14 protein-coding genes are annotated in these 18,435 nt (G+C 40.6%); 4 read left to right on the forward strand and 10 right to left on the reverse strand.

What is annotated here, in order from left to right; translation table 11 throughout:
- Nucleotides 1-7: 7 nt before the first annotated feature.
- Entirely contained in the window at nt 8-361 is a 354-nt protein-coding gene (locus G6R09_RS12560) for a hypothetical protein (protein ID WP_065168555.1), read from the forward strand.
- 86 nt (nt 362-447) lie between these two features.
- Here G6R09_RS12560 and G6R09_RS12565 read toward each other — a convergent pair whose 3' ends face one another.
- Genes G6R09_RS12565 through G6R09_RS12585 form a run of 5 tightly spaced genes read right to left on the reverse strand, consistent with a single transcriptional unit; the run spans nt 448 to nt 6,341 of the window.
- Entirely contained in the window at nt 448-2,190 is a 1,743-nt protein-coding gene (locus G6R09_RS12565) for a hypothetical protein (RefSeq protein ID WP_163922777.1), read from the reverse strand.
- A complete protein-coding gene (locus G6R09_RS12570; RefSeq protein WP_065168553.1) occupies nt 2,187-2,732 on the reverse strand; it encodes a HyaD/HybD family hydrogenase maturation endopeptidase in 546 nt (181 codons plus the stop codon). Before G6R09_RS12570 ends, G6R09_RS12565 begins: the two co-directional genes overlap by 4 nt.
- Before the next feature lie 5 nt (nt 2,733-2,737).
- Nucleotides 2,738-3,484 carry a Ni/Fe-hydrogenase, b-type cytochrome subunit gene (cybH, locus tag G6R09_RS12575; RefSeq protein WP_163922779.1) on the reverse strand — a complete coding sequence of 249 codons (747 nt, stop codon included), beginning with the start codon at nt 3,482-3,484 and terminating at the stop codon, nt 2,738-2,740.
- A gap of 13 nt (nt 3,485-3,497) precedes the next feature.
- Complete coding sequence (locus tag G6R09_RS12580) at nt 3,498-5,201, reverse strand: nickel-dependent hydrogenase large subunit (RefSeq protein WP_163922784.1); 1,704 nt, start codon at nt 5,199-5,201, stop codon at nt 3,498-3,500.
- Between the two features lie 3 nt (nt 5,202-5,204).
- A complete protein-coding gene (locus G6R09_RS12585) occupies nt 5,205-6,341 on the reverse strand; it encodes a hydrogenase small subunit (RefSeq protein ID WP_065168551.1) in 1,137 nt (378 codons plus the stop codon).
- A gap of 850 nt (nt 6,342-7,191) precedes the next feature.
- Here G6R09_RS12585 and G6R09_RS12590 point away from each other — a divergent pair.
- Nucleotides 7,192-7,629 (forward strand): hypothetical protein, encoded by a 438-nt coding sequence (locus tag G6R09_RS12590; RefSeq protein WP_163922787.1) that lies wholly within the window; start codon nt 7,192-7,194, stop codon nt 7,627-7,629.
- 196 nt (nt 7,630-7,825) lie between these two features.
- Here the strand turns inward: G6R09_RS12590 and torD are convergent, their stop codons facing one another.
- The 3 genes from torD to torC all read right to left on the reverse strand — a co-directional run bounded on the left by torD (nt 7,826) and on the right by torC (nt 12,414).
- Entirely contained in the window at nt 7,826-8,473 is a 648-nt protein-coding gene (gene torD / locus G6R09_RS12595; protein ID WP_065168550.1) for a molecular chaperone TorD, read from the reverse strand.
- 152 nt (nt 8,474-8,625) lie between these two features.
- Entirely contained in the window at nt 8,626-11,154 is a 2,529-nt protein-coding gene (gene torA, locus G6R09_RS12600; RefSeq protein WP_065168549.1) for a trimethylamine-N-oxide reductase TorA, read from the reverse strand.
- Between the two features lie 93 nt (nt 11,155-11,247).
- The gene (gene torC / locus G6R09_RS12605) at nt 11,248-12,414 is read right to left on the reverse strand and encodes a pentaheme c-type cytochrome TorC (protein WP_065168548.1); all 1,167 of its coding nucleotides are present in this window, start codon (nt 12,412-12,414) and stop codon (nt 11,248-11,250) included.
- Nucleotides 12,415-12,613: 199 nt separating this feature from the next.
- On the opposite strand from torC, the gene torR reads away from it, so the two are divergent.
- Complete coding sequence (gene torR, locus G6R09_RS12610; RefSeq protein WP_065168547.1) at nt 12,614-13,327, forward strand: two-component system response regulator TorR; 714 nt, start codon at nt 12,614-12,616, stop codon at nt 13,325-13,327.
- 576 nt (nt 13,328-13,903) lie between these two features.
- Here torR and panP read toward each other — a convergent pair.
- Together panP and G6R09_RS12620 are read right to left on the reverse strand one after the other, a co-directional pair.
- The gene (gene panP, locus G6R09_RS12615) at nt 13,904-15,568 is read right to left on the reverse strand and encodes a pyridoxal-dependent aspartate 1-decarboxylase PanP (protein WP_163922790.1); all 1,665 of its coding nucleotides are present in this window, start codon (nt 15,566-15,568) and stop codon (nt 13,904-13,906) included.
- Nucleotides 15,569-15,730: 162 nt separating this feature from the next.
- Nucleotides 15,731-16,723 (reverse strand): DUF2860 domain-containing protein, encoded by a 993-nt coding sequence (locus G6R09_RS12620; protein WP_163922792.1) that lies wholly within the window; start codon nt 16,721-16,723, stop codon nt 15,731-15,733.
- Nucleotides 16,724-17,137: 414 nt separating this feature from the next.
- On the opposite strand from G6R09_RS12620, the gene G6R09_RS12625 reads away from it, so the two are divergent.
- Nucleotides 17,138-18,352, forward strand: coding sequence for a patatin family protein (locus tag G6R09_RS12625; protein WP_163922795.1), 1,215 nt, complete (start codon nt 17,138-17,140; stop codon nt 18,350-18,352).
- The last annotated feature ends 83 nt before the right edge of the window (nt 18,353-18,435 follow it).

The raw sequence follows: 18,435 nt of genomic DNA on the forward strand, positions 1-18,435 counted from the left end.
AAGAGGTGTGAGAAAGACAGTTATAGCTGCAGTATTGGTGTTCTTAGCTGGTCCTGCAATGGGATTTAATAATGACAAACCTGTCCCACTAGATATCGATCAAGTAGTGAAGGTAGGATTTGAAAAGCATCGTCACTTGAATTATCGCGCTATTGGTGCCATTGATGGCTGGGAAGGTAAATGGTGTGATGAGAAGGTGGAGCTTTATCAATATACTCGCGCAGATAATATAAATTTAGATATCTTTGAAGCTGAAGCGCTAGATCAACATGGCACAGATTGGTTTGAAGCATGTCAGTATAAAAATGTGATAATGCTAAGTAATGGTAATCAAGCTTGTAAAGCACTTATGGCTCTTTAAATACCGTAAACAATAAAGCCCAGTCATTTTATACGCTTACAGCGAGAAAAATACTGGGCTTTAAACGATCAGTTCAGTTGTAACGATTAACGGCGACGCATTTTCAAGAACAATGCACCAGCACTTAAGTTACTGCCATCAAGTTCTAGTTTACGGTTTGCAACGATAGGGAAGTTCTTACCGACGCGTAAGCAAATACGATCTGCCAGCACTTCATTAGCGAAATCACTCCCAGCAAGGGTGACGGCTTTAATGCCTGTGGTTTCGTCCATACGCTCAATCCAATTAGCGATATAATCTGCTAGAGAGTCCATAATGCCAAAGGCAAGTTTGTCGTAATCAACTTCATCAACCACGAGACAGAAACTCATTAAACTACCGACCATTTTTGCCCAATCAATCGTGCGTTTGCCATCGACCATATCTAATGAAAAATCAACACGATGGCCTTTATTATCGGCATTTTGCAGTGATTTGGCGATCAGAGCATCATTAAGATATTGAACGTTATCTTGGCTTGATTTAGAGAGGCCTAAGATAGTTGCAGCAAGGGCAAATAAACCCGATAGCTGATCATTACACTCATTTAAGATTAACTTATTAAGTGCGTTGTAGCTAACAGGAATTTGATGCTTAAATTTAGCTAATACTTCAGCTTGCTCACCCGCAGCCAGTGCAGCGATCATTTCTGAACCTGAATGTGGCAGAGTAGGCATAACTAAGAAGGTATCAGTACGGGTGAACTTATCTTGGCTAACAATTTCACCTGCGGCATGGCGACCAAAATAAATAGCAGCACTATGACGGCCAACACCTGATTCCAGCATACCACCGTGCAGAGCACAAATAGGCAATGCATGTTCAGGGGCATCATTGGCATGATTCGGCTGATAATCAAATCGAATTCGACGCTTGCTCCAATAAGCATTAAGGCCATTGATACAGGCTTGGTCGTGTAACGGCTCAACAGATTTAAATGGTACCAATGGATGAATAACAGGATCACTACACACCTGACTCCATCCTTTATTGATTCGAGCCACTAGCGGCTGCTGGTGGTTGGTTTCAATATGCAAATAATCGATACCACGCACGCGCAGCATTTCAGTTAATACCGTTAAGATACGATTGTAACTAAAGCATAGATCATACAAGGGTTGATCAAGCTGACCATGATGTTGCTTAGGACGTACGGTTACGCGTGGTTTTTCTAAGCTTGATAACGCTAACACATGCTGTGATGGCACAATAAAATGCATCGGTACATTGTTCGGGTTACAAATAATCACTTGCTGACGTTGACGGTGAGCTGCAGCAATTGGACCGCGGCTTAAATGAAACTCATGCTGGTGGTTATTTGCCAGCGGTAAGCTAAAACTCACATGGCCAGTGTTAATAACGCTATCTGCCCATTGTTGAATTTGTTGACGATCGATAGATGCTGCAACCGAAGTCTCACCATGACAATGTGAGCAGGCAATAGAGATTTCACCAAATAACTCAGATTGATTATCACCTAATGCAGGTTCGCAATAACTGCAAAATGGCAAATGATGTGGCGAGGTAACTAAAGGCACTATTCGACCTTCGCGGTGGCGAATTTCTTTAATAGAAGAGTCGATTAACCAAATAGACAATAGAAAGTCTTTGGCTATTTGATCGGCTAACGCTTCAAGTTGGGGCTGGGTGCCAACCGCTTCAATCAAGTAACGGTTTTTCTCATAACCAATGGTGGTTTCTAACGTTTGGTTAGCGAGATAATCATTACATAATTGCGCATAAAAAGGCACAGGACGTGAACAGGTAAAAGAAAATTGAATTAATTTCATTGTTCAACGCCTCGCTTATAAGCTGTTGGAATCAAGCTGTTTATGTCGATGTTATTAACTTTTTCGCAGTGGATATCTAAATCGGATAGGTGACGAAGTAATGCCGCTTCCATTACCGGAATTGCAGCATTAATTTTAGAGGTTAGCCCCATATGCATAGGTTCTAATACCGTAGGTGTTACGCCTAAAACATAGGTTTTTGGACGATCGCCAACCAAATCCATCATAATAAGTGTTTGCAGCATCTCAACTTCATGAGCACTACCTTGCCAATCAATTTCGGCAGGGGCTTTGTCGAAGTCAAAGAAGTACACTTCGCCAGCATCCACATCAGCAGCGTTAACGGTATCAACCACAATTAAATGGTCATATTGGGTTAACGTTGGAATCAGACAATGCGCTAGCGTCCCGCCATCAATAAGATCAATCTGATGGTCAGGGTGCGTAAAGCGGTAGTTTTCTGTGAGATAATTGACGAAATGTACGCCGACCCCTTCGTCGGCGTACAAGACATTGCCAATACCAAGCAGCAATATCTTCATTTGCGCTAGTGGCCTTTATTTTTTGAATGACTATTGTGGTGAGCATGATGCTGAACCGGATGATCACCCTTATGTTCATCTTTAACGTGAACAGGGTGGTAGTCAAAACCGGACATAATGGCATCAGCAGAACCGTTACGGAAACGGATCCCTGTCCAAATCACCATATATACGTGGATCAATACAAAAATAATGAATGCCCAAGTAATATAATGATGCCATTTACGCACTTCATCTAACCCGCCCATCGCATAAGCGACCCATTGAGCAGGTTCCCACATCATGCCACCAATCCCTAAGTGGTATACATTAGCATATAGCGTTAAGCCAGTCACACACATGAAGATTGCAGCAATAGAAATCCCTGCATAAACCATAAGTTGCAACGGACCATAAGCGCCATGGTGTGGTGCATTACCCATCCAAAAATAGGCTTTAATTTGTTGAATCCAGCTTTTGGGGCTAATGATATCTTTTACCGAGCGCCGTTCAACGTTACTGCGACTGAAAAAGAACAGATAAACACGAATCAGCGTTACAGCGATTAAAATAAAGCCTAACACTTCGTGTGCTAATCGAATCCAACCTTGTTCAAGGACATTGGTACTATTAGGCGCAACCAAAAATGGCCAAGCAATATAAAAGCCAGTGATCACTAGGCCAAAAATTGCAAACGCACGTAACCAGTGACATAAACGGATAACGAATGAAAATACATAGGATCGTTTATACAACACGGTATCTGTTGACATGATAAATCCTTAGTTACATTGCCTGAGCTGGAATACGGAATTCACTTAATGATTGGCCTTTGTAATCCATTACGTGTACTGAACACGCCATGCAAGGGTCAAATGAGTGAATAACACGTAATACTTCTAATGGTTTTTTCGGGTCTTCAAGTTGTAAGCCGACTAAAGATGCTTCGTATGGCCCGATCTTACCGTTGCCATCAATAGGACCTGCGTTCCATGTTGTTGGTACTACTGCTTGATAGTTTTCAACTTTAGCGTCTTTAATACGTAACCAGTGACTTAAGAAACCACGTGGCGCTTCAATGATACCGACACCTTTGTATTCTTTATTTGGATCAATGGTGGGTTCAATATAAGTGGTTTGGTCTGAATTGAGGTTAGTCACCATAGATTCAAATGTCTCTAAGCCATGACGAGTGATGGTTAGTGCATGCAACATGCGGGCAGCAGTACGACCAAGTGTGGTAAATAATGCCGCTGCTGGTAGACCTGTTTGCTGTAAGAATTCATTCACTACCGAAGTTACTCGAGTGTTGCCTTTGGCATAGTTAACCACCATGGTTGCTAGTGGACCCACTTCAACCGGCTCACCATTATAACGTGGGGATTTAACCCAAGAGTATTTACCTGCTTCATTGATTGTTGGGCGTTTGCCGACAATGGTGTCACGCTCAATAAACGGAGTATGTTCAGGAATAGTTGTTCCATCATATGGGTGTTGCGGCTTATTAGCGTCATACCAAGAGTGAGTCACATCTTCTGCAATCATATTAAGATCAATCGCTTCGGCTTTAGATAAATCTTTATTGCGAATAACACCACTTTCAAAAAGATGATCATCAGGATTTAGCAAAATAGATTGACTACACATGAAGGTATCAACGTTACAGCCACCTAATACGCTCGGCTCTTTGGCATACGCTGCGGCAGCCATTTTAATATCAGCTTGATAGACACGCTCAATGAAATCAGCAACATGAACATACTTTTGCTTAAATTCTTGCAGACGAGCAGGGTCTAGCATGTCACGAACACAGGTTACACCACCAACAACAATGGATTGTGGATGTGGGTTTTTACCGCCCCAAACAGCCATTGCCTCTGCTGCAACACGCTGAATTTCTAATGCTTTAAGGTAATGACTTAAACCAATAAGGTTTTGTTCTGGTGTGAATTTGTAGGTTTTATTACCCCAATAAGCATTAGCAAAAGGTCCTAACTTACCCGTGTTAACTAAGCCTTGCACTTTCTCTTGTGCAGCACGTAAGTCACCTTCACCTGCAGCCATTGGCGTAGCAGAGTACTTCACCGCTTCAACTGCGGCTTTTGCAGGATCAGCACTTAATGCAGATACAACATCTATCCAATCTAAACCGTGGAGAATATAGAAGTGAACAATGTGGTCATGCATTTGTAGAGTAGTTAAGATTAAGCTACGAATGTATTTTGCATTGATAGGTACTTGGGCATTGATTGCATCTTCTACTGCTAATGTGCCGCAAAGGTAGTGTGATGATGTACATACACCACAAATACGTTGTATAAGCAGGCCTACATCATAAGGGGTACGACCTTTCAGAATAATTTCAAGACCACGGAATAGGGTAGATGATGCCCATGCCTTGTTAATTACGTTATTAGCATCAAGTTCAACTTCGATGCGTAAGTGGCCTTCGATACGAGTAATGGGATCGATTACGACGCGCTTGCTCATGAATTATTCCTCGACTTTTTTAGCAAAAATACTACTTACTGCATGGGCACCAATACCCACCGCAGTAACACCTAAAATAACAGCACCAATGGTATCGGCGGTGGCATCAAGACCATGCACTGGTTGGCGACTTAATGGCTTTTCAAAATCAGCCATGTCATCCCAGAAGTCAGGCTCTGAACAACCGATGCAACCATGACCTGCAAGTACTGGCCAACTAGTGTGAGCGTTAAAACGTTCAGTTGGACAGTTGTTATAGGTGTAAGGACCTTTACAACCCATCTTGAATAAGCAGTAACCTTTTTTGGCATTATCATCACCAAACTCTGTTACAAATTCACCAGCATCAAAGTGACCACGACGTTCACAGTTATCATGCACACGTGCGCCATATGCCCATTTAGGTCGGTTGAACATATCTAATGCAGGTAAGCGACCAAACATGATGTAGTACATTAATGTACCAGTAATATTGGCAGGGTTAGGTGGACAGCCAGCAACATTGATAACAGGACGATCAATGACAGCACCGACACTTTTCGCACCAGTCGGGTTAGGACGCGCAGCTTGTACACCACCGTAAGATGAACATGTACCAACACAAATAACCGCTGCAGCATCTGCGGCAACGCGCTTAATTAGCGATAAACCTGTCTCTGCTTGGCTACCTAGAGTCAGAAAAGCACCATTATTTGCTGTAGGGACTGCACCTTCTGCAGCAAGTAGATATTTACCTTTATACGCTTTCATGGCGTTATCAAGGTTTTCTTCTGCTTGATCACCAGCAGCTGCCATCAGTACTTCTTGGTATTCAAGCGAAACATGTTCAAATAATAACGCACTAATATCAGGTGTGGTGCTACGTACTAATGATTCAGAACAACCAGTACATTCAGCTAAGCTCAACCAGATAAGTGGGACACGATCTGAAAGCTCAGCGGCTTCTGCAACCATGGTACTAAAAGGTAAGGGTAGTGCCAGCAATGAAGTGATGGTCGCACTCCAGATCATAAAGTCACGACGTGTAATGCCATTTTTTTCTAATTTTTTTTGGAAAGATCCCTCACGAAGAGGTTTCGTTTTTCGAAGCTCAGCAAGACGTTTCTGGCCGAGTTCAAAAAGGGCTGCATGCGAGTCCATCTATCAACCTTTTTAGCTATGATTATATATACCTTATTGGTATCGCCTTGTGATTCTATGACTTAAATTAATACAATTAGTTGATCTGAATCAGATTTTAAAATTTTGTATGACAATATAAAAAATCAAAAATGAGGCTATGCACAAAACAGAAGTTGGTAATGAGAAAGACTATTATTTCAATATATTATGTTGATTATTGGTAAATTAACCCTATGAAAATTAATGACTTATCATTTCAAGGGCAAAGGGTGTGATGGTTAATGTAATGCGTAGTTATGCAACATAAAATCAAATGAAAATATAAATATTTTGAAGAACTACTCTTCCTTCAAAACTTACTGTTCTCGTGTATTGTGATTTTGAAGCGTCAAACATTACTGTGATGCTCTCAGATCTTATTGCTAGCACTGAGATATTCTTAAATAGATTAGTATTGATTACATCACTTCTATTTAGGATGTTTCAGTGATTACTATAACTTTGGTAGCAATAAAAGTTGATATAACATTGGTTTCTGTCTCTTACGATACTCAAATTTGAAGTGGTCAAGTAAAACTGGCCACGGATTTGTATTCATTGAAGAAGATATTTTTAAAAACAACTGCTTTGATTGTATTTACTGTAATCATTGGATTGAAGTGGCAAGAGGTTCATAGGTATTATGTAAGCAACTGATTTGGTAATTCACCTTTGTGAGGCAGGTATTGTCCTTATTAGTATCGATAGTGACGTTCAACAAGTTGATGTGGTGCATGGACACAGAAAGTCCACAATGACTATTTCATCGAACTAAGTAGTACCTTAGGAGCAATTTCTATTGGTGTTATTTAATAATAAAGGAAAACTAATGTCATTCAAGAAGAAGAATTTTGGAAGGTTAGCATCTGCGGAGGGGCTGACTGAGCACTCTAGCAAGATATTGAATTACTCAGAAATCTATATTGATATGTCTGGTCATTTTTATATTATGTCGGATAGCAACCATATGATAGGTACAGAGATTAATGGTTGTAAGTCTATACAAGAGTTAGCTGGTATGAAAAATCTTGTAGGTGTTAAATGTAGTTATCGACACTTGCATTCATTCGTGGATGTTGAGGTGATTGGTAATAAGTACATTGCTGGTATAGAGAGGACATCTTCTGTGTCAATGTTCTCAGAAGTTGAGAAAAAGAAAGTTTACCATCAGTATTGTGAGTGCTGTAATACGATAATACCTGCATCGAGGTTGTTTGTAGTTAAGTTACCATTGTGTGTTCGTTGTGCTGAGTTGGCTGGGTATTAGAAGACATTATCATATCCGCCTATTTCGTTCTCATTGGAGTTAATAAAAATATATAAATCATAAAGTTATTGATAATTTACCACGATCTAAAATGAGAAATTTTTATATTTCGCGTATAAAAAAACGCCCTTATTAGCCACTAGTAATAATAGGGCAATAAGGGCGTTGAAAATCTATTGTTTGGTGCTAAAAGGTGTTATTCACCAGCAAGAAATTTCTTATCTAGCATACAGAATGCAAGTAGTAGATTTGCCGCCGCAGCATAGAAGCCAAAGCGATCATGTCGGTGACATTCTTTAACAAATAACGGTAACCAGTTTAGTAACATAGTATCAATGAATGACAACTGTGACTGCATTAATGCTTCACGTTGTTCTTCTGTTTGCTGCTGGTTACCCATGATGATGAGATTACCCATGAAATCTAATTCAATCGCAAGGTGATCTGCTGGCTCATTAAAGTCTTTACGCTGTGTAATATCAAAAGAGGCCATCAGTTCATGCATGTCTTGAGCGGGCTTATCGTTTAATAATCCCGTTGTGCCAACATACATTGATGCGTAGGGTAATGCGCCTGATTTAGGCGTACTTAGAAACAGACCGCAAAAGTCAGCCGCAAGTTCTAGTTGTTCGTCACTACGATCATGTGATTTTTTAATCGCAGCACGGAAGCTATCCACTGATACTTTTAATTCTTCTGTCATACCAAGACCAGACAGAAACGTATACATCTCACCGCCATGATATTCATGTAAATCTGCATCAGTTAATTCGCGGGCGAAAAGTGATGACATCCACCAGTAAATTTCAGCACGTTGTTCGTTAAATGCGATAAATTCTTGCATGGTTACTCCAGACATAAAACATATTCAAATAAAGCAATTAGGCAGAGTATACCTAAGGGTTATTAGAATAGGTTCTAAAAAATGAAATAAAGGCGATGAAATTATTGTTCATCGCCTTTATAGGTTAATTCACTATGCTAACAACGGATTAATTACTTATCCATTGCTGGGAATAGTGGGTCGATACCTTCTTCGTAGATAGGACCGTTAAAGCCTGTTACTGCATGAACTGGACCAGTGTATTTTTCAATCTGAACCAGTGCAGCCGCCGCAGATGTTGCTTGTGCTAGGCTTGAACTACCGATGTCTTCAGTCAGTACGTTTGGATCGCCGTAAGTACAGATAGTGCCTGCTTTACCGCCTTCTAATGGGCTGTACCATGCACCTTCTTGTAGACGACAAACACCTGGTAGGTAATCGTCAGTTACAACAGCACCTGCCATTACTTGGCCACGGTCGTTGAAAACACGCACGATATCACCAGATTTAATACCACGTGCCGCAGCATCTTCAGTGTTGATGAAGATAGGCTCACGGTCAGCTACAGCATAAGTTGCACGGAAATCCGTTGACGAACATAGCTGTGAGTGTAGGCGATCTTTCGGGTGCGTACTTTGCATGTTAATCGGGAAACGATCAGAGCGAGGACCACCGTGGCTACGTTCTGTTTTCTCGAACCACATTGGGTGACCTTGACAGTCGTCGTAGCCCATATCTGCAATAGTTTTACAGTAAATCTCAATCAAGCCTGATGCTGTGCCTAATGGCTCAAGATCTGGTTCGTTACGGAATGATTCGTGACGGATCCACTCTTTACCAGCAGGGAATTCAATGAAGCCTTCACCATCCCAGAATTTCTTGAAGTTAGGCATACGAACACCTAGACCACGACCTTGTAAACGCGCGCCGTTGTAGATTTCTTCAATCCACTCCATTTGCGTTTTACCGCCAGTGAATGCTTCTTCGCGGTTATAGCGAGAACATAGTTCACTGAAGATCTCAAAGTCATCTTTAGACTCAAACAGTGGTTCAACAATCTTACGCAGAGCAATAATACCTGCGTTAGAGTGGTTACCGTACTGCTCGATATCATTACGCTCGTAAGTGGTTGTTGCAGGTAATACGATATCTGCAAAACGACATGTTGCTGTCCACTGGTGATCAATCGATACAACTGTTTGTAGCTTAGTCCATGCCTTGATCATTTTGTTGCGATCTTGGTGGTGACCAAACGGGTTGTTACCACTGAAAATAGCCATCTTCATAAATGGATATTTGATCTTCTGACCATTGTAATCGATGGTCTTGCCAGGGTTATCAATACAGTCAACAAAACGTGCAACTGGAATGAAAGTAGAGAAACCGTCGTATGAACCACTATGAATTGGATCAACGCCTGTTACACCACTAAAGCCAGACATTAGCGGACCATTAGAGGTAATTGAACCCGCATCATTGTAGTGCCAGCCAAAGCCAAAACCACCACCAGGTAGACCGATTTGGCCCAGCATTGCAGCAAGAACAACCAACATCCAAGCATACTGCTCGCCGTGTTGCATGCGCTGTAGACACCAACCACCAATAATCTGAGTACGGCCTTTAGCCATAGTGCGAGCAAGAGCGCGAATATCATCAGCTTTGATACCACAAATCTTTTCTGCCCACTCAGGGTTTTTAGTAACGCCGTCAGTTTCGCCTAATACATAAGGCATAAACTTATCAAGACCCGTTGTGTAATCAGCAACGAATTCTTTATTGTATAAGTTTTCAGTGTATAGCGTGTGCGCAATCGCTAGCATTAATGGTAGGTCAGTCTGTGGGTTAACACGGATCTGCTCGCCACCAACAGCTTTTTGAGTGCTAGAAACCACTGGATCGACGTAGATCACTTTGATTTCTTTGTTCTTCACTTTCTCTGCAAGTTGCTCATAGTATTGGTATGGGCTGTGGTCTGGTACTAACCAACCCACTTGCAGATTTTTAATTGGGTCAGAGGCCCACATCACGATAGTGTCAGTGTGTTCAAGCACTAGCGGCCATGATGTTTGTTGTTCGTAAACTTCCATTGCACCAGCAACGTAAGGAAGAATTACTTGTGCAGCACCAGTAGAATAGTCACCCATTTTGCCTAGTGTTGTACCGTGAAGGCTAACACCACGCTTCATCATGGTACCTGCGTTATGCAGTTTACCTACTGACTGCCAACCTGTATGACCTGCGTAAAGTGCGCTTGGGCCAAAGTTGTTCTGTACGCGCTCCATTTCATGGTACATGAAGTCTAATGCTTGCGACCATGGCACACGTACAAAGCGGTTGTTACCACGTTGGGTTGTATCTGACTTGTAGCCTTGCTTTAGCCAATCGATACGAATCATTGGGTATTTAACACGCGCAGGGTTATAAACCACTTCACGTACCGCTTGGATCATATCGGTTGGGTTTTTGTCTTTTTCAAATGGTGTTGTTTCAGTCCATACACCATTGACAACTTTAGCGCGGAATGCACCCCAGTGAGAACCTGATAGAACATCACCAGAGAAGCTTGCTTTCACTTCATCAGCTGCCATTGCTTTGCGAGGAGCAAGCAGGCTAGTGCCAACAACTGACGCAGCACTTGCTACTACAAGGCCTGAAAGAAAGCGGCGGCGTGAAATGCCTGTTTTATTAGTTTGAGTCGCCATAGTTGGAGAATCCTTAAACTTTAATTTTTATCGATGGGGCGGGGATAACAATTATCGCCCGCCTATCATTTAATCGTTTATTGGAGCGCTGGATTAATGCGCGCCAGCACCACCTGTATCGCTGCCGTGGTTCTGAAGATATTTAAGCAGTGTACGTTCTTCAGTCTTAGTCAGACGGTAGTAAGAGCTCATGGCTTTCAGACTTGCGATCCAGCCATTTGCAGTAAAATGGCCTGGGTCTGGCGCCGCGTGACAAGCGTTACATGTAGACGCGTACATATCTTCTGCATAGTTCCAGATTGGTTTGATGCTATCAATCATGTCTGATTTAGTAACCCAACCTTGAACACTGATATTTTGCCATACAATGTTAGTTGCAGGATCAGTTTCTTCTTTAATGATTTTCTCGTTCGCTTTGATTTCGCCACGGATAGTTGCCTTAAAGACACGTTTACCCATGTACTCAGTCATTACACGACCTTTACCTGATTTCTCTAACCAGCCGTTTACTTCAACTTTTAGCATGTCGCCTTTACGTTCAAGTACAGTAACTTCAGAAGCAGGTAGTAATTTACCTTCTGATTTACCTTTTGGATCATCAGTTGCAAAGATATCTTTTTCACCTAGAGAGTAAAGCTTCTCTGCTGTTGCACCTTGAGTGGTTGCTTCAGCTTGTAGGTTTTGGAAATCTTTCTGGAAACCGCCAGCCATGTTTGGTAGTTCGTGTGCAATACCTTTGTGACACTCAATACAGTTCATGTTTTTCGCTGCTGCGTCAGTCATTGCTGCTGCTGCTTCTGGAGACTGTTTAGCGTGATCCATTGCAGAATAGTTGTGACAGCTCTTACATGTTTTTGAGTTTTGACTTTCCATACGCTTCCAAACTATTTGAGCTAGCTCTAGGCGGTGCTCTTCAAATTTTTCAGGTGTGTCAATTTTCTTCGTGACGTATTGGTTGTATACATCTTTCCAAGCGCCTAATTTACGCTCTAGCTTGCCTGGGAAATCTTTAGGCTGGTGACAGTCAACACATTCAGCACGAACGCCAGAAGCGTTTTTGAAGTGCACAGACTGTTTATACTCTTCGTAGTTCTGTTGCATGGTATGACAGCCAATACAGAATTCAGTCTGAGAGGCGTGTTCAAAACCTTTGTGGACAGCAACAACACCAGCCAGAGTGATACCTATACCGACAAGAACAAGCGCAAGAATAGAATACTTGCTGCTTGGCTTAGTCAACATCTGCCAAATTTTTTTCATTTTGAAAGATTCCATTTAAAAAGAATGCACACCGTAGGGTACGGTGACGGTTAAAATTTTATGGGGTAATCTTATTGTCACGATATGAATAAGGTTAACGCTACGAATGAATAGCAAAGGCATAGTTATGACAAATTGTGAATGGTCTTAGTTTGTGCTACCGTTCAGTCAGAAAGCCAAAAACTAAAAAGAGAACGACATGACCCATCACGTACTTGTTGTAGAAGATGAAATTGTTACCCGCACAAAATTGGTTGGGTATTTTGAAAATGAAGGATACAAGGTAAGCCAAGCAGACAGTGGCGCACAGATGCGCGAGATAATGGCAACGGAAACAATTGACCTTGTAATGCTAGATATTAACCTGCCAGGTGAAGACGGTTTAATGCTAACTCGTGAGCTGCGTAGTCGCTCTGAAGTTGGCATTATTTTAGTCACCGGACGTACTGATAGTATCGATAGAATTGTCGGTTTAGAGATGGGCGCAGACGACTATGTTACTAAGCCTTTTGAACTGCGTGAGCTGTTAGTTAGAGTGAAAAACTTGTTATGGCGCATGACCTTAGTAGAAAAGGCGCGTGACGAGACTATGGTTGAAATGCAGGAAGATAATATCATTCGTTTTGGTGAGTGGCAGTTTGATATTAACAAGCGCGCACTGACTCATAATGGTCTTCCTGTGAAGCTAACTAAAGCTGAATATGAGCTGTTAGTGGCTTTCTCATCACACCCCAATGTTGTGCTTAGTCGTGAGCGTATTTTGAACATGTTAAGCCATCGAGTTGAAGCGCCAAATGACAGAACTATCGATGTTTTAATCCGTCGTATGCGTTCTAAAATGGAACTTGATCCAAAGAATCCACAGATTTTTGTTACCGTTCACGGTGAAGGTTATATGTTTGCCGGTGACTAATTTATACCAATATTGAGTTGCTATCGTTGTGTTGTTAACAAATATTTATGACATAAAATGACATAAAAATGCCCTATTTAATGCAAATAGGGCATTTTTTTTTGGCTTCAGTTAGGCTGTTTTTTGATTTAAATCATGATTTAGTGGAATATTTTTTTGGGTCAAAAAGGAACAAAACGGGATGTTGAGAATCATTATTAATAGCGATGGCTTTTTGTAACAGGATTGAAACAATGTTAATCATGGTTGTTATCGGTTATTGGTCAATATGATAACGGTGGCGTTGAAAAATGAAATCTTATGAACATGTATTTTGAGTCATATTCTCTTGAAAAATCGATTTTACCCAAAAATCTAATTTTAAGTGGGTAATTGAATGAATATAAACAAGGGTAAACGGGACTATTTTATGGCGCTATTCATACTATAATCATCCACTGTTCATAGTTAGATCGCGAGTTATTCATAAGATAGTCATATATTGAATACCGTTTACCATTCAGTTTAATGAGAGGAGTAGGCAAAAAATGCGATATAAGCTAAGTATTCGCAAAATAACGTATAGAAATAAAGGCGTTATATATCATTTTTTGTTCTTTTTTCTATTATTTGTTCAGTCAAATTAACGATTTCAGGCAGACTAATTGTACTTTGTTGCGCCAGTTGCTGTTGCTCAACTAATACATTTTCTAAAATTTCAGTGGTTGTGAGCGGGTTAGCTAGCACCACCCGAAAGACAGTTGTTGGCTTACGTTGCCATTTTTCTGGAGTGATACGAGTTCGTGATACAAACGATTTGCCAGATTCTCGCTGCCGTTTTTGAATAAATAGAGTGAGATCGTTTAATAGCTCTAATAGTTGATCACGCTGCTCTGGTGTTGCTTGCAATAATGCTTGTTGAGTTTTTGCTGGTACATAGCGGTAAGTGAGCAAGCATAATTCTGGGTGAGTGACTAATTCAAATTCAGGGTGTTGTTCAATGCAATGAGCAAAGTAATGGGCTTTTTCGATACTATTATTGATCAACAGTTCATAGCCCGGGCGGCTAATAATATTCATGCTGGCATACAGCAGCATGGCCATTCCACTGCGCGAGCCTTCAAGGGTATGACTCCCTAGATCTTTAGAGCCTTTACGAAGAATATATTCAGCGTGATGTTCAATGGCTGTCATTAACTCGGGATTTTTAAATATCACCATGCCAGCACCCATTGGAATATAGAGCTGTTTATGGGCATCAATGGTAATCGAATCGGCACGTTCGATCCCTTTAAGTAAATGGCGGTATTTATTTGACATCAATGTTGCACCACCCCAAGCGGCATCAACATGAAAATGACACTGATGTTCTGCGGCAATGTCTGCGAGTTGATCAAGAGGATCGATATTGCCAGTCTCAGTCGTTCCTGCAATACCAATAATGGCAAAAGGTTTAATATTGTTATGCTTTAAGTCAGCAAGTGTTGTTTGTAGGGCATCAAGATCAACCCGGTTGTTATCATCGGTTTTAATTGCAATAAGACTGTCACGTCCTATACCTAATACATCAGCTGCTTTTTTAAGAGAGTAGTGACCACGCTCAGAGACTAAAATCGCTAGATCATCATAGCCATAATGTCGCATTGCACGCAGTAGTCCTTGCTGACCAACGCCTGTAAATTCACCATCAGGTTGCAATGCGGCATTACGGGCAACCCACAGTGCTGTAATGTTAGCGATGGTCCCACCAGAACAAAAAGCCCCTAAAGAATGGTCGGCACTGTGCATCCATTGTTGATAGAAACTTTCATTTTGATTGAAGATTAACTTATGCAGCATACCCAATACTTGGCGCTCAAGTGGCGTAAACGCTTTTGAGGTTTCTATTTTTACTAAGTTTTGGTTAAGTGCAATCATGATTTTAGATAAAGGCATCATGAAGTAAGGCAGGGCAGAAGTCATGTGACCAATAAATGTCGGTGCTGCAGTATGAACAGACTGAGCAACTAATTTATTCAGTAATAATTGGGTATGATCAGAAACAAACGATGGAAGTTCAGGAATATTGGCGTTGGAGAAATCTTTTTCAATTTCTGCCAGCGGTTTTTCAGTGGCTGCGATATGGGTACGCAGAAACTCATTGAGATTTTCTGACAGTTCTTTTTCAATCAAGCCTAAGGTTGAATCCGGAGCTTCTGGTACAGTGAAAATGCGATGCAAGGATTCTAGAGATGCATCAGCAGTACGATTATTAGCCGCCATAATTTATTTAACGTTTCCATAACTTTGGCAAAGAGTGTTCAATCTAATCGATATTTTGATGGATGTCTCGAATTATTTCGGAATGGTTAAATTACAACCATTCCGAAATATAAGCTATTTATTCACAATAAACTCAAGCAACAGCTATTAATTGCAACGTCATTAGAATTTATAGTTTAAGCCTGCACTGACTAACACATCGTTACTGTCATAAAAGTTGATATTTGATTGGGTTGAGCTGTAACCAATCAGAGAAACTAAGCCCCAGTTTTTCCAATTAAAGGGCTGGTTGTATTCATACGCTAAGAATGCACCAAACTTATTATCTTGTTGCTTTTTATTAAAAACGGGGTGGGTGGCATCAAATAACGCTGTTTTGTAACTTAGCGTAAACGCAAGGCTAGATTGAGGTAACAGCTGAATAATGGTTGCTGCTGCGCCATAAATATTATTGCTCATGGCACGACCATCAGCATCAATATTGGTGTAATTGATTGCGGTGCGTAGAATTAAGCTACGGCTAAAAGGCTGCACAAATGTGCCTTCAGTATAAAGGACGTTAGCATTACGGTTTAGGGATGCTTTTTCATTATTGGTTAGGTTTAGGAAAGGATCGTTGCCACTGTTTTCATGATCAACACTGAACTTACCGTAGGCAATTTGGCCAGAAAAACGTGAGCCACGAATATTATCCAGTTTGACGCTAAAGGCATTAATATTAGAATTTGTTTTGCTACGTTTTACACCTTGTAAGTAAGGATCTTGCCATGTTTTTTGGCTTAATACACCAGGAATATAGCTTAGGGTAAGGGTTGAGGTATCGGCAAATTTTTGTCGGTATCCAGCTTCAACATGAAAACGACCCAGTGCGATGTCTGAGCGGCTGGTACCAAAATAGAGTTGTTTGTCACCACTATTAAAGGTGTAGCTTAAGCTACCAATGGGGGCGACGAACATTTTATTCTGATCATCTCCATTATTATTTAAGTTTTCAGTGGTGTGATTATCACTATTAAATTGTGAATTTGATTTGTTGTAGCCAACCATTAAAGAAATATCACCGCCAATACCTGGTGTCCAATCGACAGTTTTTGCCATTGCCGTCGTGGAAATGATTGTAGTCGCAATTAAGCTTACAGTGAGTAATGGTTTCATTTGTTTTCCTATAAAATATGCAATGTATATACAGGGTAGTACGCCAGTTTATTGATGGCATCTTACGGATATATAAAGGGCAAACAGTGTGATCAGAGTTATAATTATTGTAATTGATATTGATTTTCTTGACAATCTCACCATACAATTAGGTTAATAAATTGTTACAAAAATAAAGGGGTTAATGATGAATATTGAATTAAGAATAGCGCTAGTAGCCGTAACGATTACGCTTTTTACGCTGGCAAGTTATGGACTGGTTGCTCTGCATGCCTAACACTTAAAATCACTAATATTAGATAATTATCATGGAAGTTTATAAATAATATTTCCTATAGGTATGTGCAGATTGTATATTCGATTCTCTTAGATACATTAATGTATGCTTTTGGGCATATTTAACAGGGAGAAGAGATGAATTATCTTCCATTTAGTCTGCGTGATTTCAATGACCAATCTATCGCTGATTTTTCGTCGATGATACACGCAGCCCCCCACAAGAAAATGGCGCTAATTGTTCAAGGTGGTGGTCAACGCGGTATTTTTTCTGCGGGTGTACTTGATAGCTTTCTTGAACACCAATTTGATCCGTTTGAATTGTATATCGGTACCTCTGCGGGTGCGCTTAATTTATCTTCTTTTATTAGTCGTCAGCCTCGATTCGGCTATCATTTTATTCGTGATGTCTCGATGGATGATAAGTTTTTTAATCTATATAAATACCTCAGCAAACAACAGCCAATGAACCTCGATTGGGCATTACAACAAGTATCACCCTCAGGTTTGTATCCGTTAGATATTGCAACTGCGCATAAAACACTAGCTCATCGTACTGCACTCGCATGTGCGACCCGCAAAGACACCCTCCAAGACTATTATTTACCAATGTACCAACAAGATTGGAGCGAGGTCTTATTGGCAAGCTGTGCTATTCCGTTACTTTATAATCAGCCTGTTAATATGAATGAGCTGCAATGGGTTGATGGTGGTGTTAGTGCTGCAATTCCAGTAAAAGAAGCATGGCGGCGCGGGGCTGATTTAGTGGTGGTTATTCGCACTGAACCGCTAGAAGATAACCATGCCAACAGTAGCGGTAATGATGAACGGGGTATTTTTGATGATTGGCGTGAAAATATTGAAACACAATTACCTTATTATATTGATAAGTTAAGCCTCAATGAATCGGTCGATAAAATAAAGAATATTCACCAAGAATTAAGTCAACGATTTGAACAATGGCGACAAAATTACTGGGAAGATGAAATAAGTGAGCAGTCGAACAATAAATTTGTCGATCAAGCTGTAGCTAAAAAGAGTTGGTTTTCACAGTTAAATATAGAACGATTATTACAGTTAACAGGGCAGGGAACTAATTCTGAAATATTAGAAATGTTAGCGCGTTATCATCATACTTATCGAGATGTGAATGATTTTCTGACGAATCCACCTCAAGGGTTACAAGTGATTCAAATTGCGCCAGAGAAAACGCTAAACAGTAGTGCTTTATTAAGTAGTTATGAAGATTTAGAACTTGATTACCATCAAGGTCAGCAAATTGGTGAGCAATTTATTCGCTCGTTTTCTCAGATACTCAATCAAAAGACCAGTTTGATGCAGCATTTACGCTAGAGTATGTTTATCTGCGCTGAATCATAAAAAGCCTTGATAACCAATCTGAAATATATATTCACTTGATTATCAAGGCTATTTAC

The organism is Photobacterium sp. Alg240-V54 (assembly GCF_900537155.1).
Taxonomy (GTDB): Bacteria; Pseudomonadota; Gammaproteobacteria; order Enterobacterales; family Vibrionaceae; genus Photobacterium.